Origin of the sequence: Rubrivivax rivuli (assembly GCF_004016505.1) — a bacterium.
Lineage (GTDB): Bacteria > Pseudomonadota > Gammaproteobacteria > Burkholderiales > Burkholderiaceae_C > Rubrivivax > Rubrivivax rivuli.
The window spans coordinates 120,388-139,468 of sequence record NZ_SACR01000007.1 but is presented as its reverse complement, the minus strand read 5'-3'; the positions used below and the strand labels follow the sequence as shown (position 1 = coordinate 139,468).

General features: G+C 69.9%; 19 protein-coding genes. 8 read left to right on the top strand and 11 right to left on the bottom strand.

What is annotated here, in order from left to right; translation table 11 throughout:
• Window positions 1-149: 149 nt before the first annotated feature.
• Genes EOE66_RS20645 through EOE66_RS20625 form a run of 5 tightly spaced genes read right to left on the bottom strand, consistent with a single transcriptional unit; the run spans window position 150 to window position 6,479 of the window.
• Window positions 150-572 (bottom strand): response regulator, encoded by a 423-nt coding sequence (locus EOE66_RS20645; protein WP_128230640.1) that lies wholly within the window; start codon window positions 570-572, stop codon window positions 150-152.
• Complete coding sequence (gene nosR / locus EOE66_RS20640) at window positions 569-1,915, bottom strand: response regulator c-di-GMP phosphodiesterase, NosR family (RefSeq protein WP_128230639.1); 1,347 nt, start codon at window positions 1,913-1,915, stop codon at window positions 569-571. The genes EOE66_RS20645 and nosR overlap by 4 nt, the downstream gene beginning before the upstream one ends.
• Window positions 1,912-2,841, bottom strand: a complete 930-nt coding sequence (locus EOE66_RS20635; RefSeq protein WP_128230638.1) for an ATP-binding protein — start codon at window positions 2,839-2,841, stop codon at window positions 1,912-1,914. The genes nosR and EOE66_RS20635 overlap by 4 nt, the downstream gene beginning before the upstream one ends.
• Window positions 2,842-2,850: 9 nt before the next feature.
• Window positions 2,851-3,879: an HDOD domain-containing protein gene (locus EOE66_RS20630; RefSeq protein ID WP_128230637.1), complete on the bottom strand. Its 1,029-nt coding sequence runs from the start codon at window positions 3,877-3,879 to the stop codon at window positions 2,851-2,853.
• Complete coding sequence (locus EOE66_RS20625) at window positions 3,876-6,479, bottom strand: EAL domain-containing protein (protein WP_164885203.1); 2,604 nt, start codon at window positions 6,477-6,479, stop codon at window positions 3,876-3,878. The genes EOE66_RS20630 and EOE66_RS20625 overlap by 4 nt, the downstream gene beginning before the upstream one ends.
• Window positions 6,480-6,674: 195 nt before the next feature.
• Here EOE66_RS20625 and EOE66_RS20620 point away from each other — a divergent pair, with 195 nt between their 5' ends.
• Both EOE66_RS20620 and miaB read left to right on the top strand, forming a co-directional pair.
• Window positions 6,675-7,067, top strand: coding sequence for a hypothetical protein (locus EOE66_RS20620; protein WP_128230635.1), 393 nt, complete (start codon window positions 6,675-6,677; stop codon window positions 7,065-7,067).
• Between the two features lie 56 nt (window positions 7,068-7,123).
• Window positions 7,124-8,500 carry a tRNA (N6-isopentenyl adenosine(37)-C2)-methylthiotransferase MiaB gene (gene miaB / locus EOE66_RS20615; RefSeq protein ID WP_128230746.1) on the top strand — a complete coding sequence of 459 codons (1,377 nt, stop codon included), beginning with the start codon at window positions 7,124-7,126 and terminating at the stop codon, window positions 8,498-8,500.
• On the opposite strand, the gene EOE66_RS20610 is transcribed toward miaB, so the two are convergent.
• Complete coding sequence (locus EOE66_RS20610) at window positions 8,460-8,741, bottom strand: hypothetical protein (RefSeq protein WP_128230634.1); 282 nt, start codon at window positions 8,739-8,741, stop codon at window positions 8,460-8,462. The genes miaB and EOE66_RS20610 overlap by 41 nt on opposite strands.
• Window positions 8,742-8,818: 77 nt before the next feature.
• Here EOE66_RS20610 and hemA point away from each other — a divergent pair, with 77 nt between their 5' ends.
• From hemA to grxD, 5 genes are all read left to right on the top strand, one after another.
• The gene (hemA, locus tag EOE66_RS20605; RefSeq protein ID WP_128230633.1) at window positions 8,819-10,135 is read left to right on the top strand and encodes a glutamyl-tRNA reductase; all 1,317 of its coding nucleotides are present in this window, start codon (window positions 8,819-8,821) and stop codon (window positions 10,133-10,135) included.
• Window positions 10,136-10,209: 74 nt separating this feature from the next.
• A complete protein-coding gene (gene prfA, locus EOE66_RS20600; RefSeq protein WP_128230632.1) occupies window positions 10,210-11,304 on the top strand; it encodes a peptide chain release factor 1 in 1,095 nt (364 codons plus the stop codon).
• Between the two features lie 26 nt (window positions 11,305-11,330).
• Entirely contained in the window at window positions 11,331-12,170 is an 840-nt protein-coding gene (gene prmC, locus EOE66_RS20595; protein WP_128230631.1) for a peptide chain release factor N(5)-glutamine methyltransferase, read from the top strand.
• A gap of 163 nt (window positions 12,171-12,333) precedes the next feature.
• Complete coding sequence (locus tag EOE66_RS20590) at window positions 12,334-12,900, top strand: hypothetical protein (RefSeq protein WP_128230630.1); 567 nt, start codon at window positions 12,334-12,336, stop codon at window positions 12,898-12,900.
• Between the two features lie 87 nt (window positions 12,901-12,987).
• On the top strand, window positions 12,988-13,302 hold the full coding sequence (grxD, locus tag EOE66_RS20585) for a Grx4 family monothiol glutaredoxin (RefSeq protein WP_128230629.1): 315 nt from the start codon (window positions 12,988-12,990) through the stop codon (window positions 13,300-13,302).
• A gap of 19 nt (window positions 13,303-13,321) precedes the next feature.
• Here the strand turns inward: grxD and EOE66_RS20580 are convergent, their stop codons facing one another.
• The gene (locus EOE66_RS20580) at window positions 13,322-13,945 is read right to left on the bottom strand and encodes a lytic transglycosylase domain-containing protein (protein WP_128230628.1); all 624 of its coding nucleotides are present in this window, start codon (window positions 13,943-13,945) and stop codon (window positions 13,322-13,324) included.
• Window positions 13,942-15,690 (bottom strand): proline--tRNA ligase, encoded by a 1,749-nt coding sequence (locus EOE66_RS20575; protein WP_128230627.1) that lies wholly within the window; start codon window positions 15,688-15,690, stop codon window positions 13,942-13,944. Before EOE66_RS20575 ends, EOE66_RS20580 begins: the two co-directional genes overlap by 4 nt.
• A gap of 149 nt (window positions 15,691-15,839) precedes the next feature.
• Here EOE66_RS20575 and EOE66_RS20570 point away from each other — a divergent pair, with 149 nt between their 5' ends.
• The gene (locus EOE66_RS20570) at window positions 15,840-16,490 is read left to right on the top strand and encodes an RNA pyrophosphohydrolase (protein WP_245479124.1); all 651 of its coding nucleotides are present in this window, start codon (window positions 15,840-15,842) and stop codon (window positions 16,488-16,490) included.
• 30 nt (window positions 16,491-16,520) lie between these two features.
• Here EOE66_RS20570 and proB read toward each other — a convergent pair whose 3' ends face one another.
• From proB to rpmA, 3 genes are all read right to left on the bottom strand, one after another.
• Window positions 16,521-17,639, bottom strand: a complete 1,119-nt coding sequence (proB, locus tag EOE66_RS20565) for a glutamate 5-kinase (RefSeq protein WP_128230626.1) — start codon at window positions 17,637-17,639, stop codon at window positions 16,521-16,523.
• Complete coding sequence (gene obgE / locus EOE66_RS20560) at window positions 17,632-18,717, bottom strand: GTPase ObgE (protein ID WP_128230625.1); 1,086 nt, start codon at window positions 18,715-18,717, stop codon at window positions 17,632-17,634. Before obgE ends, proB begins: the two co-directional genes overlap by 8 nt.
• Window positions 18,718-18,809: 92 nt before the next feature.
• Window positions 18,810-19,073, bottom strand: a complete 264-nt coding sequence (gene rpmA / locus EOE66_RS20555) for a 50S ribosomal protein L27 (RefSeq protein ID WP_128230624.1) — start codon at window positions 19,071-19,073, stop codon at window positions 18,810-18,812.
• Window positions 19,074-19,081: the final 8 nt, after the last annotated feature.

Sequence of the window (19,081 nt, the reverse complement as noted above, 5' to 3'; positions counted from 1 at the left end):
TTACACTTTGGGGTGACGCTTTTGACAACCCTGGCCGAGTGTCGAGGTCGTCGTAAGTCTTTGATTTGCTTCGAAAGAAGCCGAGTATTTTAAGATCTTGGTGGTGGCTCCCTGAAGCGCCACCAGACACCCCAAGCCCGTGCACGCTCTCAAGCTGGCACGGGCTTTTTGCTGGCCGCCGCCTGGCGCGCCTGCTTGACGGCCTCTTCCAGTGCCGCCTGCAGGTGCGCGCGAAGTTCGTGCGCGTTCCAGGGCTTGCACAGGTAGCGGAAGACGCCGGCCTCGTTGATCGCGGCCTGTGCCGTGGCGAAATCGCTCGAGCCCGTGAGCAGCACACGCACCGCCTGCGGCTGCACGGCCGCCATCAGCGTGAGCAAGCCCACGCCGTCGAGATCGGGCATGCGCAGGTCAGACACCACCACGTCGTAGCGACAGCGGCGCGCCTGCGCCAGCGCCAGCAGCGGGTCGCTCAGCGCGTCCACGGCCACGTCGGGCCCGAGGGCGCCGCGCAGCACACGCTGCAGCGCCATCAGCACCGCGGGCTCGTCATCCACCAGCAGCACGCGCTTCATGCGGCCACCTTGGCGCGGGCCGGTGCCTGCACGTGGATGTCGAGGCTTGAACCCTCGCGCGCCTCGAATTCGCGGATGCGGTTGATCAGTGAAGGTGTCAGCACGTGGCCGGCGGTGAGCATGAGCAGTCCTTTCGCGGAGATGAGGTCGCGCGCCAGCACCATGCCGCCCTCGGCGGCTTCGCTCTTGAGCACCAGGGCCGTGGGCGGGGCAGGCTTGCGTTCGGGTTCAGTGATGTGCAGGAAGACGTCGAGCACCTCGGGGTCGAACTGCGTGCCGCGGCCGCGGCGCATCAGCGTGCGCGCTTCCTCGCGCGTGGCCGCGGGCGACACGAGGTGACCGTTGCAGAGCTCGTCGAAGGCGTCGGCCACGGCGAGGATGCGCGCACCCAGCGGGATGGCAGCGCCCGCCAGCTGGTCGGGGAAGCCGCCACCGTCCCAGCGTTCGTGGTGGCCGCGCACCAGCGGCAGCACGGGCAGCATTTCCTCCAGCGCCATCAGCGACTGCTCGCCCGCGGCCGGGTGCTGACGGTAGAGCGCCGCCTCCTCGGGGCTGTAGCGGGGCACCGGCCGCTGCAGCAGCCGGTCACCGGCGCCGATCAGGCCGAGGTCGTGCACCAGGCCGGCCACGAAGATGGGCATGCGCGCTTCTTCGGGCAGGGCCATCGCGGTGGCGATATCGCGCGCCATCTCGGCCACGCGGCGGCCGTGGCCGACGAGCGGCCCACCGCGCAGCTCCAGCAGGTTGGCGAAGACACGGATGCTGTTGAGGTAGCCGCGCTTGAGCTTGTCGTGCGCGGTGGCCAGTTCGGCCGTGCGCGCCTGCACGCGGGCTTCGAGCTCGCTGTTCAAGGCCTGCAGCTCGGCGTTCTGGCGCTGCGTCAGCGCCTGCAGGCGCTCGGTCTCGCGCAGCAGGGCCAGGCGCTCCAGGCCTTCGCGCACGGCGGCCCGCAGTTCCTGTTCGTTCCACGGCTTCTGCAGGTAGCGGAAGATGGCGCCCCGGTTGACGGCCGAGACGGCCGACTGCAGCTCGGCGTGGCCGGTGAGCAGGATGCGCACGGTCTGCGGCCAACGCTGGTGCAGCTGCTCGAGCAGTTGCACGCCGTTCATGCCCGGCATGCGCATGTCGCTGATCACCAGCTCGGCGGGCTGCACCTGCATCAGCGCCAGCGCTTCCTCACCGCCGCTGGCGCTGAGCACCGCCACGGGCAGACCCCGCAGCACCCGCTGCAGCGCGGACAGGATGTTGGGCTCGTCGTCCACGCACAGCACGGTGGGCACGGCAGCGGGCGCGGCACCTGCAAGGGCACCTTGCGCGCCCACGGCGAGCCCGGGGGCGTTCATGACAGCGCCGCGCCTTCCTGCCGCACCGGCAGGCTCACGCGGAAGGTGCTGCCCTGGCCCGGCAGGCTGCGCACCTCGATGTTGCCGTGGTGCTTCTGCACGATGCCGTAGCTCAGCGAGAGCCCCAGCCCCGTGCCTTGCCCCACCGGCTTGGTGGTGAAGAAGGGGTCGAAGATGCGCGGCAGCCGCTCGGGCGGGATGCCGCAGCCATCGTCGCTGATCTCCACCCACACCTGCGCGTCGTCGGTCACGCCGGTGCGGATGGTGATGGTGCCGCGCGCCTGCTCGATGGCGTGCGCCGCGTTCACCAGCAGGTTCATGAAGACCTGGTTGATCTCGGGCGCCAGGCACTGCACCTCGGGCAGCTGGCCGTACTCACGCACCACGTCGGCCTTGTACTTGAGCTCGTTGTTGACGATGTTCAGCGTGCTCTCCAGGCCGCGGTGCAAATCGGCCCATTCCCAATCCTTGCGCGCGTCGACGCGCGAAAAGTCCTTCAGGTCCTGCACGATCTTGCGCACGCGGCGCACGCCTTCCAGCGTCTCCGCCATCAGGTTGGGGATGTCGTCCTTCAGGTAGCCGAGTTCGATGGACTCGCGCAGCTCGGCCACCTCACGCCCGGCCGGCGTGCCGGCGATCTGAGGCTCCGCCGCCTCGTAGGCGGCCAGCATGCGGAAGAGATCGGCCAGGTAGCGCTCCAGCGTGCCGATGTTCGAGAAGATATAGCCCACCGGGTTGTTGATCTCGTGGGCCACGCCCGCAGCCAGCTGGCCGATGCTGGCCAGGCGTTCGGACTGCATCAGCTGCTGCTGCGCCTGCGACAGCTGCCGGCTCAGGTCCGAAGCATCGCCATCGGCCTGCGCCGGGCTGTGCCCCGCCACGACTGCGGCCAGGGTGGAAGGGCGTTCTTGTTGCTGCGTGTGCATGGCGGGGTCTCACAGTCCGAGGGCGGTGCAGGTGTCGGCCACGGCGGCCTCCACCTGCGTGAAGATCTCTTCGAAAGGCAGCCGCTCCAGCCCCACGCGCTGCCAGGCGCCTGGCGTTACGCGGGGCGGCTGCGGCGTCTCGTCGTGGCGGAAGCCCAGCGCATGGGCCAGTGCATCGGCCACGTGGATCACGTCCACCAGCGTGCAGGCCTCTGCCGTCTCGGGGGGGTGGTGGTGGCGGGCGATGACCACCACCACGGGGTTGGGCAGGTGCCAGTGCTCGGCGACGATGGCGCCGATCTCGGCGTGGTCGGTGCCGATCAGCTGCCGCTCGAGCCGCCGGCCGCCGCGGCCGGCAGCGCGGGTGGCCTGCAGCAGCGCGGCGTGTGCCTGCGGAAAGTGCGCCGCCAGCGCCAGCCGGCCCACGTCGTGCAGCAGCCCGGCGGTGTAGGCCATCTCTTCGTCGAGACCACGCGCCGCCGCCAGCGTGCGGGCGGCAAAGGCCGCGGCCACCGTGTGGCGCCAGAACACGCCCAGATCGAAACCACTGCTGCGCGGGCAAGCGAACTGCTGCGTGAGTGCAGCGGTGGCCACCAGCGAGCGCAGCGAACGCAAGCCGATCAGGTTGACGGCGTCATGCACCGAGGCCACACGGCCCGGAACGCCGTAGAAGGCCGAGTTGGCCAGGCGCAGCACGCGTGCGGTGAGGGCCTGGTCGCGCTGCAGCAGTTCGGCCACGTCATCCAGGCGGGCGCTGCCGCTGTCCAAGGTGGCCACCATGGCCAGCACGGCCTCGGGCAGGGGCGGCAACTGGGCGACGCGCGCCTGCAGCGCGGCGGTCGATACCGTCAGCGATGAGGCGGTGGCCGCCTCAGCCGCTGGCGGAACGGGTTCCGCCGGCGCGGGCTCGGTGTCGACCGGCCGCGAGAGCAAGTGCGGGCGGGCGCGCTGCAGCAAGGCGTCAATGGGCGACGGCAGGTGCGCGGCGGCATCGGCCTCCAGGGCCTCAGGCGGCGCGGCCAGCATGAGCGTGTTCACAGGGTCTCCTCGCCCAAGGGCGTCAACATCACGAGGCGGCCACCTTCCAGCCCGCCATGGCGCAGCGGGCGCACGCGCACGACGTGCTCATGGCCCCCCGCGCTGGCGTGGCACACGCCCTCGCCCATCTCGGTGAAGCCCATGCACGGCAGCGTCGCAGCGCTCTGCCCCAGCAGGCTGGCGGCCTCGGGCCAGCTGTGTTCGGCCTTGCGGTTGACGAAGGCCACCAAGCCTTCGGGGTCGATGCCGATCACGGCCGCAGGCAGTTCGTCCAGCACGTCGCGCAGGCTGCCGGCGATGAGGGCCATCAGATCGGCATGCTCGCGCTGCTGCGCGGCCGATTGCGCCAGCCGCGCGTTCACCGCGGCCAGGTCGGCGTTGGCGGTTTCCACCTGGCGCGCCAGGCGGCGGTTCTCGTCGACCATGTCCTTGTGGCGCACGGCCTCGGCCACGTGAGCGCGCAGGTGCTGGTCGTCCCAGGGCTTGGTGAGGAAGCGGTAGATCGCGCCCTCGTTCACCGCATCGATGATCGACTGCAGCTCGGTGTAGCCCGAAAGCACCATGCGCACCGTGTGCGGGTACAGCTCCTTCGCACGGCGCAGGAACTCCACGCCGCTCATGCCCGGCATGCGCTGGTCGGAGACGATGACGTCGACCTCGGTCTCGGCCAGGCGCTGCAGGCCTTCGGCGGCGCTGCTGGCGGTGAGGATGTGGTAGCCGTCGCGGCGCAGCAGTCGCTTGAGGGCCGAGAGGATGTTCTCCTCGTCGTCGACCAGCAGCACGGTGTGCCCGCGGCGCACGCGGGTGACGAAGCGCTCGGGCAGGCGGCGGCCTTCGCGCAGCATGCGCGCCACCTCGTCGGCGCTCACCGGCGGGCTGAACCAGCGGCCCTGGATCAGGTCGCAGGTGTTGGCCCCCAACAGGCTGAGCTGGCTCTCGGTTTCCACCCCCTCGGCCAGCACGCGCAGCTGCAGGCCGTGGGCCATGGTGATGATGGCGCGCGTGACCGAGACGTCGTGCGCAGCGCTGGTCACGTCCTGCACGAAGCTGCGGTCCACCTTCACCAGGTCCAGCGGCAGGCTGCGCAGTGCGCCCAGGCTGGAGTAGCCGGTGCCGAAGTCGTCCAGCGCGATCTCGATGCCTTGCGCGCGCAGCGCGCGCAGGACGGCCGAGGCATGGGACATGTCGGCGATGGCCAGTCCCTCGGTCAGCTCGAGCCCGAGCCCGGACGGGTCGGCGCCCGTGGCGCGCAGGATGCCCTGCACGTGCGCCGCCAGGTCGGGCCGCTGCAACTGGGCCGACGAGAGGTTCACGCACACGCGCACGCGAGGCAGCCCCGCGCGCTGCCAGGCTGCGGCCTGCGCGCAGGCGCGCCGCATCACGAACTCGCCAATGGCGCCGCTCAGCCCGGCACGTTCGGCCACGGGCAGGAACTCGGCCGGCGGCACGTCGCCCAGCACCGGGTCGTGCCAGCGCAGCAGCGCTTCCACGCCGCGGATGCGGCCGTCGCTCAGGTCGACCTGCGGTTGGTAGAGCAGTTGCAATTGGCCACCGGCCTCGGGGTCTTCCACCGCGCGGCGCAGGCCGGCTTCGAGCTGCAGCGCACGCACCACCTGGGCGCTGGATTCGGGCTCGAAGAATCCCAGGGGGGCCGCGGCATTGGTGCCCATGCGTGCGGTCTGCGCGCGTTCCAGCAGCACGGCCGGCTCGTCGGCGTCGTCCGGAAAGCGCGCGATGCCTACGCGGCTGCTGGGGAACACGTCGGTGGCCCCCAGTCGCACCGGTGCGTCCATCTGCAGGCACAGCGCCTCGGCGCGCGCGCGGAGGCTGGCAGGGTCGGGGCGCGCGGCGTGTTCCAGCATCAAGGCGAACTCGCCCTCGCCCAGGTGCGCCACCCACTCACCGGGGCCGCAGGCCGCGGCCAGGCGCGAGGCCAGCGCCATACTCAGGGTGTCGCCGGCACCGAAGCCCATGCTGGCCTTCACCTCGGCGATGCGCGGCACCTCCAGCGCCAGCACGCTGAAGCAGCCGGCGCTCCAACGCGCGGCATGGGCGGCGGCATCCAGGTGGTCGAGCAGCGCGGCGCGGTTCGGCAGGCCCGTGACCTCGTTGTGGTTCATGGCCTGCTGCAAGCGCTGCTCGGCCTCGCGCTGCGCGGTGATGTCCTGCAGCATCCCCACGCCGCGAAGCCGGCCGCTCTTGCCCGGCACCTCGTGCACCACGCCGCGGTGCAGCACCACCAGGCGGCGGCCGTCGGTGCACACGAGACGGTGCTCGAACTCGAAGGGTTCGTCGGGCGTGGCGCTGCGCCAGATCACCGCGACGTAGGCACGTTCGTCGGGCGACACCCACGACAGTGCATTGAGCCCGCCCTCGGGCGTTTGCTCGCCCTGCAGACCCACCAGTTCGCGCAGGCCGGCCGACATCATCAGCCGGCCCGAGGGCAGTTCGATCTCGAAACTGCCCGAGCGGCACAGCTTCTCCGTGCGCTCCAGCATCTGCGCGTTCCACAGCGGCTCCTGCTGCTGAGCCTGCATCGCATGCAACGCGCCGGGCGCGGTGTCGGGCGGAGGGGGCAACGCGGAGTCGGGCGAGGTCATGGGGCTTCCTGCGGCACACCGGGTGCCAAGGCCACCGGCTGCGCCAGCGGTTGAAGCATTTATATCGTTTTTATAACTTGAGAGATGAGCATTTTTGACGTTTAGAGCACTTGAGCGCCTGGAAGGCCCTGCCCCCATAGAATCGCAGCCCTCCCGGTGACGGCGCCGCCGTCCCACAGCCCCTGGATCCACACCATGAACCGCTGTGCTGCCGTGGTGGCCGCCTTGTGCGTGGCCGCCCTCGCCTGTCCTTCTCAGGCCCAAGCCCAAAGCCCCCGCAAGTTCACGGCGCAAACGCTGCGTGGCGAACTGATCGTCACCAACCCGCCCGAGGTGCTGCTGAACCGCCAGCCCGCCCGTCTGGCCCCGGGCGCGCGCATCCGCGGCGCCGACAACCTGCTGGTGCTCTCAGGCGCCCTGGTCGGCCGCAGCGCGGTGGTGCACTACACCTTCGACACGCAGGGCAACCTGCTCGACATCTGGGTGCTGAACGCCGCCGAGCGCAGCAACCACCCCTGGCCCGTGACGCTGCAGCAGGCGGCTGGCTGGGCCTTTAACCCCGACACGCAGACCTGGAGCCGCCCGTGAGCGACCTGACCCCGCCGCAGACCAAGAAGGTCTACATCCGCACCTTCGGCTGCCAGATGAACGAGTACGACTCGGACAAGATGGCCGACGTGCTGGGCGCCGCCCAGGGCTACGAGAAGACCGACGACCCCGAGGCCGCCGACCTCATCCTCTTCAACACCTGCAGCGTGCGCGAGAAGGCGCAGGAGAAGGTCTTCAGCGACCTCGGCCGCGTCAAGCACCTGAAGAAGAAGGGCGTGCTCATTGGCGTGGGCGGCTGCGTGGCCAGCCAGGAAGGTGCGGCCATCATCGAGCGCGCGCCATTCGTCGACCTGGTCTTCGGCCCGCAGACCCTGCACCGCCTGCCGCAGATGATCGAGGCGCGCGCCACCGAGCGCCGCGCGCAGGTGGACATCAGCTTCCCCGAGATCGAGAAGTTCGACCACCTGCCGCCGGCGCGCGTGGAGGGCGCTTCGGCCTTCGTGTCCATCATGGAAGGCTGCAGCAAGTACTGCAGCTACTGCGTGGTGCCCTACACGCGCGGCGAAGAGGTGCACCGCCCGCTGGACGACGTGCTGGCCGAGGTGGCCGGCCTGGCCAGCCAGGGCGTGAAGGAAGTGACGCTGCTGGGGCAGAACGTCAACGCCTACCGCGGCCCGATGGGCGACACCGCCGAGATCTGCGACTTCGCGCTGCTCATCGAGCTGGTGGCCGAGATCCCGGGCATCGAGCGCATCCGCTACACCACCAGCCACCCGAACGAGTTCACGCAGCGGCTGATCGACGTCTACGCGCGCGTGCCCAAGCTCGTGAACCACCTGCACCTGCCGGTGCAGCACGGCAGCGACCGCATCCTGATGGCGATGAAGCGCGGCTACACCGCGATGGAATACAAGAGCACCATCCGCAAGCTGCGCGCGGTGCGGCCCGACATCAGCATGAGCAGCGACTTCATCGTCGGCTTCCCGGGCGAGACCCAGGAAGACTTCGACAAGATGATGAAGCTCATCGAAGACGTGGGCTACGACAGCAGCTTCAGCTTCGTGTTCAGCAAGCGCCCGGGCACGCCCGCCGCCGCGCTGCACGACGACACGCCGCAAGACGTGAAGCTCAAGCGCCTGCAGCACCTGCAGGCCACCATCGAGCAGAACGTGCGACGCATCAGCGCCAGCCGCGTGGGCACGGTGCAGCGCATCCTGGTGGAAGGGCCCTCACGCAACAGCGGCAAGGCCGGCAAGCCGGGCAGCGGCAACACCGAGATGATGGGCCGCACCGAGTGCAACCGCATCGTCAACTTCGACGGCGGCCCGCTGGCTGCGCGCCTGGCGGGGCAGATGCTCGACGTGCGCATCACCGAAGCGCTGCCACACTCGCTGCGCGGCGAGGTGCTGGTGCGTGAAGGCAGCAGCGAGATCAGCGCCGACCCGGCCCGAAGCCCCGCCACCACAGCGTGAGCGCACACGCCAGCACCATGCCGGCGTACGTGGCCATCCTGCCGTCGCGGCCGAAGACCACCAGCCCGGCCAGCGTCACGGCTGCGGCGGCCAGCGCCGCCGGCAGGGCCAGGCGCTTGAAGCTGACAGGCGCGAGTTCCTTCCGCCACAGCAGCTTGGCCAGCGCCGCCGCCAACGCGCCCAGCGCCAGGCCGGGCAGGAAGAGGTTGCCCAGGTGCATCAAGGCGTCCAGCGGTCCCATCTTGCGTTCCCTCAAGTCCGTGCGTGTTCTTCTGCGTGCGGCCGCGGCCCCAGGGGCCCGAAACCTACAATTCTGACGTGAGCGTCTTTGCACTCGGGCTGAACCACACCACCGCGCCGCTGGACGTGCGCGGCAAGCTCGCGTTTTCGCCCGAGCAGATGGCCCCCGCGCTGCACGGCCTGCGTGAACGCCTGGTGCGCGCGGTGCCCGAGGCCGCGCTGGTGAGCACCTGCAACCGCACCGAGCTCTACGTGGCGGCCCCGGCCGAGAAGGCCACCGAACTCGTGCGCCCGGCCATCGACTGGCTGGCGGAACAAGGCGGCATCAGCGGCCAGCAGCTGCTGAGCCACAGCTACGTGATGGAAGACCGCCTGGCCGCGCGCCACGCCTTCCGCGTGGCCGCAGGCCTCGACAGCATGGTGCTGGGCGAGCCGCAGATCCTGGGCCAAATGAAGCAGGCCGTGCGCCTGGCCGACGAAGCCGGCACGCTGGGCACCACGCTGCACCAGCTCTTCCAGCGCAGCTTTGCCGTCGCCAAAGAGGTGCGCACCTCCACCGAGATCGGCGCGCACAGCATCAGCATGGCCGCCGCGGCGGTGCGCCTGGCCGGCCAGATCTTCGAAGACCTGAACAAGATCAAGGTGCTCTTCGTCGGCGCGGGCGAGATGATCGAACTCGTGGCCACACACTTCGAGGCCAAGGGCCCAAAGGCCATCGCGCTGGCCAACCGCACGCTGGAACGTGGTGAACGCCTGGCCAGCCGCTTCGGCGGCGAGGCGCTGCGCCTGTCGGACATCCCGGCGCGGCTGCACGAGTTCGACGCCGTCATCTCCTGCACCGCCAGCACGCTGCCCATCATCGGCCTGGGTGCGGTGGAGCGGGCGCTGAAGGCGCGCAAGCACCGGCCGATGTTCATGGTCGACCTGGCCGTGCCGCGCGACATCGAGCCCGAGGTGGGCGACCTGTCCGACGTCTACCTCTACACGGTGGACGATCTCTCCACGCTGGTGCAGACGGCGGGTGAGAAGCGCCAGGCCGCCGTGCAGCAGGCCGAGGCCATCATCGACGCCGGCGTGCAGAGCTTCGAGCACTGGCTCGACCAGCGCGCCGCAGTGCCCCTGATCCAGGCGCTGAACCGCCAGGCCGACGACTGGGGTGCGCTCGAACTCGCCCGCGCCCGCAAGGCGCTGGCGCGCGGCGAGAACCCCGAGCAGGTGCTGGAAGCGCTGGCACGCGGCATCACCAGCAAGATGCTGCACGGCACGCTGGCCGAACTGCACGCCGCCGACGGCGACGAGCGCGAGCGCCTGGCGCACACGGTGCAGCGGCTCTTCCTGCGCCAGGGTGGGCGGCCCGCCGGGGGTGGCGACCGTGGCAGCGAGCGCGGGCGTTAGCGGCGCAGACCTGCCGCCCTGCCCCGCTGCCGCACCCCGCGGCGCCCCCGTCAGCTCTCCGCCCCGCCCGCCCCATGAACCCGCAGCTGCGTGACCAATTCGAACGCCTGGCCCTGCGCCTGGCCGAACTCGACGCCACCCTGGCCGACCCGGCCGTGGCCGGTGACATCAAGCGCTGGCGCACCCTTTCGCGCGAGCAGGCCGAGGCCAGCGGCATCGTCGGCCGTTACCGGCAGTACCAGCAGCGCGAAGCCGATCTCGCGGCGGCGCGCGAGATGCTGTCAGACGCCGACATGGCCGAGATGGCACGCGAGGAGATCACCGCAGCCGGCGCCGATCTCGAACGCCTGCACGCCGAGCTGCAGACGGCGCTGATCCCGAAAGACCCCGACGACGCGCGCAACGCCTTCCTGGAAATCCGCGCCGGCACCGGCGGCGACGAGAGCGCGCTCTTCGCCGGCGACCTGGCGCGCATGTACCTGCGCCATTGCGAACGCCAGGGCTGGCGCACCGAGGTGATGAGCCAGAGCGAAAGCGAACTCGGCGGCTACAAGGAACTGGTGCTGCGCATCGAGGGTGAGGCGGCGAGCCAGGTGTATGGCCGGCTGCGCTTCGAAAGCGGCGGCCACCGGGTGCAGCGCGTGCCGGCCACCGAGAGCCAGGGCCGCATCCACACCAGCGCCTGCACCGTGGCCGTGATGCCCGAGCCCGACGAGGCCGAGGAGATCACGCTGAACCCGGCCGACCTGCGCATCGACACCTTCCGCGCCAGCGGCGCCGGTGGCCAGCACGTCAACAAGACCGACAGCGCCATCCGCATCACCCACCTGCCCACGGGCCTGGTGGCCGAGTGCCAGGACGACCGCAGCCAGCACCGCAACAAGGCCAAGGCCATGGCCGTGCTGCAGGCCCGCCTGCGCGACAAGGAAACCAGCGAACGCGCCGCGAAGGAAGCCGCCACGCGCAAGGGCCTGATCGGCAGCGGCGACCGCAGCGACCGCATCCGCACCTACAACTTCCCGCAGGGGCGGCTCACCGACCACCGCATCAACCTCACGCTCTACAAGCTGGGCCAGGTGATGGACGGCGACCTCGGCGATGTGCTCGATGCGCTGCAGGCCGCGCGGGCGGCCGAGCAGCTGGCCGCACTCGAAGGCGGCTCGCGCTGAAGGCGCGGCGAGTCCATGCACCCGCGATGAACACGCTGCCCTCGGTGCAAGAAGCGCTGGCGCAAGCCGCCGCTGCCGGCGTGGAGCGCCTGGACGCCCAGCGCCTGCTGCAGCACCTGCTGCAGCAAGGCCGCGCGTGGCTGCTGGCCCACGACGATGCGCTGCTGACCGCGCCCCAGGCTGTCGCCTGGCAAGCCTTGCTGGCCCGCTGCGCAGCCGGTGAACCGCTGGCTTACCTGACCGGCGAGCGTGAGTTCCACGGTCTGCCGCTGCAGGTGAGCCCGGCCGTGCTGGTGCCGCGCCCCGACACCGAAACCATGGTCGACTGGGCACTGGAACTGCTGGCCGGCCCGCTGGCGGCCGTTGAGCAACCCACCGTGGCCGACCTGGGCACCGGCAGCGGCGCCATTGCGCTGGCCGTGAAGCACCGCTGCCCACGCGCGCAGATGCGCGCCAGTGACGCGAGCGCGGCGGCACTCGCCGTGGCGCAGGGCAACGGCGAGCGCCTGGGCCTGGCCATCGGCTGGCACCTGGGCAGCTGGTGGGAACCCTTCGCCGGCCAGCGGCTGGCGCTGGTGCTGTCGAACCCGCCCTACATCGAAAGCGGCGACCCGCACCTGCCCGCGCTGCGCCACGAGCCGCTTTCGGCCCTGGTGCCGCCCGGTGGCGACGGCCTGGCCTCGCTGCGCGAGATCGTTGCCGGCGCCCCACAGCACCTGGCGCCCGGCGGCTGGCTGCTGCTGGAGCACGGCTTCGACCAGGCCGACGCTGTGGCGGGCCTGCTGCGCGAAGCCGGTTTCACCGAGGTGCAGCACCGCACGGACCTGGGCGGCCACCGCCGATGCACCGGCGGGCGCCGGCCCTGATATCGCCCGGTGCGGCCGGACTTGCATCACGCGCCGGGCGAGTCATCCCACAGACTGCTGCTGTTCAGCGGTGACACATCGGCCTAGGATGGGTTCACGAGCAGGCAGACACCGTTCTTCGGCACGCACCTGCACCCCAGCCCGTCCAGCGTAGGAGAGCCCGATGTCCCGCTTCCTGCTTGCCTGTGTTTCCCTGGGTCTGGCCACCGGCGCGGTGGCCCAGGAGGGTCTGAAACTCCCGTCGGAGCCGGTGCTCTCGCAGCGCCTCCAACTGGGTGCGGTGCAGGTGGGCCTGGCCGTCAGCGACCTGGGCCCCGCCCAGCGGGCCCAGTTCTTCGGCGACTACTACCTCACCGGCCCGGGTTTTGGCGATGGCACGGTGGCCGGCGGCCTGCGCCTGACCAGCGGCCTGGCCTTCGGCCCGCGCAACAGCACGCTGGGCCTGGCCCCGGCGCGCCTGGGCGAAGGCCCGCGCATGGCGCCGGGCTTGCGCATGGGCGCCGATGCCGACCCGACCCGGATCGCTCTGCCCTACCTGGGCCTGGGCTACACCAGCTTGTCGGCACGCGAGGGCTGGGGCTTCAGCGCCGACATCGGCCTGGGCGGCCTGCGCCCCGGTGAGCGCGTCAACCTGGGCCGCAGCGGCCCCACGGCAGCGCAGGTGGAGGGCGTGCTCAACAACCTGCGCCTGGCGCCGGTGCTGCAGCTGGGCGTGTCTTACGCCTTCTAGCGCCCGGCCGAGCGGCCCGCTCGGCGCTGGGGGCCGTCAATCGCAGGTACAGTGTCGGCCCTGCTGACAGCGAACCGCGACAACACCATGAGCAACGTGCACGAACGCATCGACCAACTCGTGAAGGGCCACCGTGTGGTGCTCTTCATGAAGGGCACGGCCCAGTTCCCGATGTGTGGCTTCTCCGGCCGCGCCATCCAGGTGCTGAAGGCGGCGGGCGCCCCCGAGCTCACCACCTTCAACGTGCTGGAAGACGAAGAAGTGCGCCAGGGCATCAAGGACTACGCCCAGTGGCCCACCATCCCCCAGCTCTACATCGACGGCGAGTTCGTCGGCGGCTCGGACATCATGATGGAGATGTACCAGTCGGGCGAACTGCAGGCCCTGCTCAACAAGGCCTGAAGCCCCCGCGCGGCGCGGCTCAGCCCGCGCCCTCCACGCGCCACTGGCGCCGCGCGCCGAACACCAGGTTCGGGTACTCCGCCCGGCCGCGGCTGCCGTTGTAGCGGCCCAGCGCGAGGAACAGGTCGCCCTTCTCGCGCTCAAGATAGTGGCGCAGGATGGTGCAGCCGAAACGCAGGTTGGTCTGCAGGTGGAAGAGGCGGCTCGGGTCGCCGTCGCCGATCACACGCGTCCAGAAGGGCATCACCTGCATATAGCCGCGCGCACCCGCGCTGCTGATCGCGTACTTGCGGAAGCCGCTTTCCACCTGCACCAGGCCCAGCACCAAGGCCGTCTCCAGGCCGGCGCGCCGGCTCTCGTACCAGAGCGTTTCCAGGAACTCCACGCGCGTGTGGTGCTCGGCCTTGCGGCGTTTCAGCCGCTCGCTTGCAGCGCCCAGCCAGCGCAGGTAGGCCAGGCGTGCTTCCATCGTGTCGAAGCTGGGCTTGGGTGGCGCACTCTCGGCCACCGCGGCCGAAAGCGCCGTGCGCACCGAATCGGCCAGCGGTTCTTCCACCTGCGCGCCGGCGCGCGCCGGCGGCGGCAGCCACAGCACGGGCGCGCCCGCTGCGCCCAGCAGCAGCGCGCGGCGTGCGAGTGTCATGCGGCGAGATGCCCCTTGACGCGCGCCACCACCTCGGCCATCGGCACGATGTCGGCCGTGGTGGCGCGGCGGCCCTGCATCTCCACCGTGCCGGCCTTCAGGCCGCGGTCGGAGAGCACCACGCGCAGCGGCACGCCGATCAGTTCCCAGTCGGCGAACATCGCGCCGGGTCGCTCGCCGCGGTCGTCGAGCAGCACGTCGATGCCCTCGGCGGCCAGCGCATCGTGCAGCTTGTCGGCCTCGGCCTGCACCTCGGGGCTGCGGTCGTAGCCGATGGGGCAGATCACCACCGCAAACGGCGCGATGGCCACCGGCCAGATCATCCCGCGCTCGTCGTGGTTCTGCTCGATGGCCGCACCCAGGATGCGCGTGACACCAATGCCGTAGCAACCCATCTCGAAGGGCTGGGCCTTGCCGTTCTCGTCGAGGAACTGCGCCTTCATCGGCGTGCTGTACTTCTTGGTGCCGAGGTAGAACACGTGGCCCACCTCGATGCCGCGCTGGATGGCCAGCACGCCCTTGCCGTCGGGGCTGGGGTCGCCGGCCACGACGTTGCGGATATCCGCCACCAGGTCGGGCTCGGGCAGGTCGCGGCCCCAGTTCACGCCCGTGAAGTGGAAGTCGGCCTCGTTGGCGCCGCAGACGAAATCGGCCATGTTCGCGACAGTGCGGTCGGCCACCACCTTCACCGGCTTCTTCAAGCCGATGGGGCCCAGGTAGCCGGGCTTGCAGCCGAAGTGCTCTTCGATCTCGGCCACGGTGGCGAAACGGAAGCCGTCCTTCAGGCCTTCGACCTTGCCGGCCTTGACCTCGTTCAGGTCGTGGTCGCCACGCACCAGCAGCAGCCACACCGTGCTCTTGACGATGTCGCCCTTGGCGTTGAGCTCGTCGGTGGCCAGCACCAGGCTCTTCACCGTCTGCGCCAGTGGCAGCTTCAGCAACTCGGCCACGTCGGCACAGGTGCTCTTGCCGGGCGTGGGCGTCTTGGCCAGCGCCTGCGAGGCCGCAGCGCGCGATGCCAGCAGCGGCAGCGCTTCGGCCAGCTCGATGTTGGCGGCGTACTCGCTGGTGGGGCAGTAGACGATGTCGTCTTCACCGGTGTCGGCGATCACCTGGAACTCGTGCGAGGCATCACCACCGATGGCACCGGTGTCGGCGGCCACCGCGCGGTACTGCAGGCCGAAGCGGTCGAAGATGCGCTTGTACGCATCGAACATGGTCTGGTAGCTCTTCAGCGCGCCGGCTTTGTCGCGGTCGAAGGAGTAGGCGTCCTTCATCGTGAACTCACGGCCGCGCATCACGCCGAAACGCGGGCGGCGCTCGTCGCGGAACTTGGTCTGGATGTGGAAGAAGTTGCGCGGCAGCTGCTTGTAGCTGCGCAGTTCCTGCCGGGCGATGTCGGTGATGACCTCTTCGCTGGTGGGCTGAATCACGAAATCGCGCTCATGGCGGTCTTTCACGCGCATGAGCTCGGGGCCGTAGGCCTGGAAGCGGCCGGTCTCCTGCCACAGCTCGGCCGGCTGCACGACGGGCATCAGCAGTTCCACGGCGCCGGCGCGCACCATCTCTTCGCGGATGATGGCTTCGACCTTGCGGATGACCCGCAGGCCCAGCGGCATGTAGTTGTAGATGCCCGCGCCCAGGCGCTTGATGAAGCCCGCGCGCATCATCAGCTTGTGGCTGACGACCTCGGCGTCGGCGGGCGCCTCTTTCTGCGTGGAGATGAAGGTGGCTGTGGCTTTCATGGGGCTCGGTGTCGGTGCAGATCGGGCACCGTCGCCCATCGAGCCGGGCCTCTGACAGGCCCCACTAGACGCATGCGGGTTAGCGAGAGTTCGCTGGGTGCACAGCGCCGGTGCAATAATGAAATCAGTCTAAGAATCGGGGTCTGATTATGCTCGACCGGGAAGGCTTCAGGCCCAACGTCGGCATCATCCTGCTCAACCCCAGAAACCAGGTTTTCTGGGGCAAGCGACTGCGCACCCACTCGTGGCAGTTCCCGCAAGGGGGCATCAAGCACGGCGAGTCGCCCGAGCAGGCGATGTACCGCGAACTGCATGAAGAAGTGGGCCTGCGCCCCGAGCACGTGCAGATCGTCGCGCGCACCCGCGACTGGCTGCGCTACGAGGTGCCCGAGCACTTCATCCGCAAGGACGCCCGCGGCCACTACCGGGGCCAGAAGCAGATCTGGTTCCTGCTGCGCCTGCTCGGCCACGACAGCGACCTCAACCTGCGCGCCACCGACCACCCCGAGTTCGACGCCTGGCGCTGGAACGAGTACTGGGTGCCGCTGGACCTGGTGATCGAGTTCAAGCGCGGTGTCTACGAGATGGCGCTCACCGAACTGGCGCGCTACCTGCCGCGCATGAACAACCACCACAACCGCTACCTGCGTGCGGGCCTGCGCGCACAGCGGCATGAACACGAGCACGGCCCCGAACACCGCCCGGGCCCCGCAGGGGGCGGCGCCAGCCACCACGGTGAGCACCCCGCCCATGCCACGCCCGGCGCTCCTGGCGAGAACGACGCCTGCGCGCCCAAGTGAAGGGGTGGCGCAGCGCGCCCGCCCACGGCCTCAGATCAGCACGAGGTTCGTGCGGTCGATCAATTCAGGCTCGTTGGCGTAGCCCAGCAGGGCTTCGATCTGGTGCGAGGGCTTGCGCGCGATGAGGCGGGCCTCGGCGGCAGAGTAGTTGGCCAGGCCGCGCGCGATCTCGTGGCCTGCGAGGGTGCGCACCGCGATCACATCGCCACGAGAGAAGTCGCCCTGCACCTCATGCACGCCGATGGGCAACAGGCTCTTGCCGTCGTCGCGCAACTTGGCCACGGCGCCATCGTCCACGGCCACGGCGCCCTTGAGTTGCAGGTGATCAAGCATCCACTGCTTGCGCGCGGCCAGCTTGGGCGTACCGGCCAGCAACGCCGTACCGATGGCTTCGCCACTGGCCAGACGCAGCAGGACATCGGGTTCACGCCCCCAGGCGATGACGGTGCTGGTGCCGCTGCCCGCCGCACGTTTGGCCGCGAGGATCTTCGTGAGCATGCCGCCGCGGCCGATGCTGCTGCCGGCGCCGCCGGCCATGGCCTCTAGCGCGGGGTCGCCGGCGGTGGCCTCGTCGATGAAGCGGGCCTGCGGGTCCTTGCGCGGGTCGGCGCTGTACAGGCCGCGCTGATCGGTGAGGATGACGTAGGCATCGGCATCGACGAGATTGGCCACCAGCGCGCCCAAGGTGTCGTTGTCGCCGAAGCGGATCTCGTCGGTGACGACGGTGTCGTTCTCGTTGATGACCGGGATCACCTTCAGCGCCAGAAGGGTGAGCAGCGTCGAACGTGCATTGAGGTAGCGCTCGCGGTCGGCCAGGTCGGCGTGCGTCAGCAGCACCTGGGCGCTGGCCATGCCGTGCTCGGAAAGCCGACTCTCGTACATCTGCACCAGGCCCATCTGACCCACGGCCGCTGCAGCCTGCAATTCGTGCAGTTCCTTCGGGCGCTGCGCCCAACCCAGGCGCTTCATGCCTTCGGCAATCGCGCCGCTGGAGACCATCACCAGTTCTCGCCCGGTGGCGGCCAGGGCGGCCAGTTGGCGCGACCAGTTGCCGATGGCAGCGGCGTCGACGCCGCGCCCTTCGTTGGTGACGAGGCTGGAGCCGACCTTGACGACGATGCGGCGCGCCCCGGAGAGCACGCTAGGCATCGGTGGCGGCAGGTGGTGCGGGTTCGGTGGGCGTGACGAATCGCAGGTCGGGCAGCGGCTTCTCGCGCTGCTCGGCCGCCACATGCGCGTGGATGGCTTCCAGCAGCGGCTGCAGGCCTTCGCGCGCCAGGGCCGAGATCGAGAAGACGGGGCCTTTCCAGCGCAGGCGGCGCACGTACTCTTTCACGCGCTTCTCGCGCTCTTCTTCGGGCACCATGTCGAGCTTGTTGAAGACCAGCCAGCGCGTCTTCGCGTGCAGCTTGGGGTCGTACTTCTTCAGCTCGGCAACGATGGCCTTGGCCTGCTGGACGGGGTCGACACCCTCGTCGAAAGGCGCTGCGTCGACGATGTGCAGCAGCAGCCGCGTGCGCTGCAGATGGCGCAGGAACTGGTGGCCCAGGCCGGCGCCTTCGGAGGCGCCTTCGATCAGGCCCGGGATGTCGGCCACCACGAAGCTGCGCTCGGGGCCGACGCGCACCACCCCCAGGTTCGGGTGCAGCGTGGTGAAGGGGTAATCGGCGATCTTCGGCCGTGCGTTGGAGACCGCGGCGATGAAAGTGCTCTTGCCCGCGTTCGGCATGCCCAGCAGGCCCACATCGGCCAGCACGCGGAGCTCCAGCTTGAGCTTCTTGGCTTCGCCGGGCCAGCCGGGTGTCTTCTGGCGCGGGCTGCGGTTGGTACTGGTCTTGAAGTGCAGGTTGCCGAAGCCGCCGTCACCGCCCTTGACCAGCAGCGCGCGTTGCCCGTGCTCCAGCAACTCGACCAACAGCTCGCCGGTTTCGGCGTCACTGATCATGGTGCCCACGGGCATGCGCAGCTCAATGTCGGGCGAAGCCGCGCCGAACTGGTCGGAGCCCCGGCCCGGCTCACCGTTGCGGGCCTCGTGGCGGCGCGCGTAGCGGTAATCGATGAGCGTGTTGATGTTGCGGTCGGCAATGGCCCACACGCTGCCGCCACGACCGCCATCGCCCCCGTTCGGCCCGCCGAAGGGGATGAACTTCTCGCGGCGAAAGCTCACGCAGCCCGCGCCGCCGTGGCCGGCGGACACGTCGATGGTGGCTTCGTCGACGAATTTCATGATCTGTTGATGGTAACGGGGGCTGTCAAAGAAAAAGCCCCGGCAAGCCGGGGCTTCGCTGCGGGCGCATGGAGCGCCTGCTCAGGCGGCCATCAGGCCGCAGCGGGGGTGACGAAAACCGTCTGGCGGTTCAGCGACCCCTTGGTGTCGAAGGACACCGAGCCGTCGACCAGCGCGAACAGCGTGTGGTCACGGCCCATGCCCACGCCGACGCCCGGGTGGAACTTGGTGCCGCGCTGGCGCACGATGATCGAGCCTGCCAGCACCTGCTGGCCGCCGAAGACCTTGACGCCGAGCATCTTCGGCTTCGAATCGCGGCCGTTGCGGGTTGAGCCGCCGCCCTTTTTCTGTGCCATGGTGCTTG

What these genes read in the sequence shown, in the direction of transcription:
- EOE66_RS20645 (WP_128230640.1), bottom strand. Translation starts at nt 572, where the DNA reads ATGAAGCGCGTGCTGCTGGTGGATGACGAGCCCGCGGTGCTGATGGCG.
- nosR (WP_128230639.1), bottom strand. Translation starts at nt 1,915, where the DNA reads ATGAACGCCCCCGGGCTCGCCGTGGGCGCGCAAGGTGCCCTTGCAGGT.
- EOE66_RS20575 (WP_128230627.1), bottom strand. Translation starts at nt 15,690, where the DNA reads ATGAAAGCCACAGCCACCTTCATCTCCACGCAGAAAGAGGCGCCCGCC.
- EOE66_RS20570 (WP_245479124.1), top strand. Translation starts at nt 15,840, where the DNA reads ATGCTCGACCGGGAAGGCTTCAGGCCCAACGTCGGCATCATCCTGCTC.
- prfA (WP_128230632.1), top strand. Translation starts at nt 10,210, where the DNA reads ATGAACCCGCAGCTGCGTGACCAATTCGAACGCCTGGCCCTGCGCCTG.
- rpmA (WP_128230624.1), bottom strand. Translation starts at nt 19,073, where the DNA reads ATGGCACAGAAAAAGGGCGGCGGCTCAACCCGCAACGGCCGCGATTCG.
- EOE66_RS20590 (WP_128230630.1), top strand. Translation starts at nt 12,334, where the DNA reads ATGTCCCGCTTCCTGCTTGCCTGTGTTTCCCTGGGTCTGGCCACCGGC.
- EOE66_RS20635 (WP_128230638.1), bottom strand. Translation starts at nt 2,841, where the DNA reads ATGCACACGCAGCAACAAGAACGCCCTTCCACCCTGGCCGCAGTCGTG.
- EOE66_RS20580 (WP_128230628.1), bottom strand. Translation starts at nt 13,945, where the DNA reads ATGACACTCGCACGCCGCGCGCTGCTGCTGGGCGCAGCGGGCGCGCCC.
- prmC (WP_128230631.1), top strand. Translation starts at nt 11,331, where the DNA reads ATGAACACGCTGCCCTCGGTGCAAGAAGCGCTGGCGCAAGCCGCCGCT.
- EOE66_RS20610 (WP_128230634.1), bottom strand. Translation starts at nt 8,741, where the DNA reads ATGGGACCGCTGGACGCCTTGATGCACCTGGGCAACCTCTTCCTGCCC.
- miaB (WP_128230746.1), top strand. Translation starts at nt 7,124, where the DNA reads ATGAACGAGTACGACTCGGACAAGATGGCCGACGTGCTGGGCGCCGCC.
- obgE (WP_128230625.1), bottom strand. Translation starts at nt 18,717, where the DNA reads ATGAAATTCGTCGACGAAGCCACCATCGACGTGTCCGCCGGCCACGGC.
- grxD (WP_128230629.1), top strand. Translation starts at nt 12,988, where the DNA reads ATGAGCAACGTGCACGAACGCATCGACCAACTCGTGAAGGGCCACCGT.
- proB (WP_128230626.1), bottom strand. Translation starts at nt 17,639, where the DNA reads ATGCCTAGCGTGCTCTCCGGGGCGCGCCGCATCGTCGTCAAGGTCGGC.
- EOE66_RS20620 (WP_128230635.1), top strand. Translation starts at nt 6,675, where the DNA reads ATGAACCGCTGTGCTGCCGTGGTGGCCGCCTTGTGCGTGGCCGCCCTC.
- EOE66_RS20625 (WP_164885203.1), bottom strand. Translation starts at nt 6,479, where the DNA reads ATGACCTCGCCCGACTCCGCGTTGCCCCCTCCGCCCGACACCGCGCCC.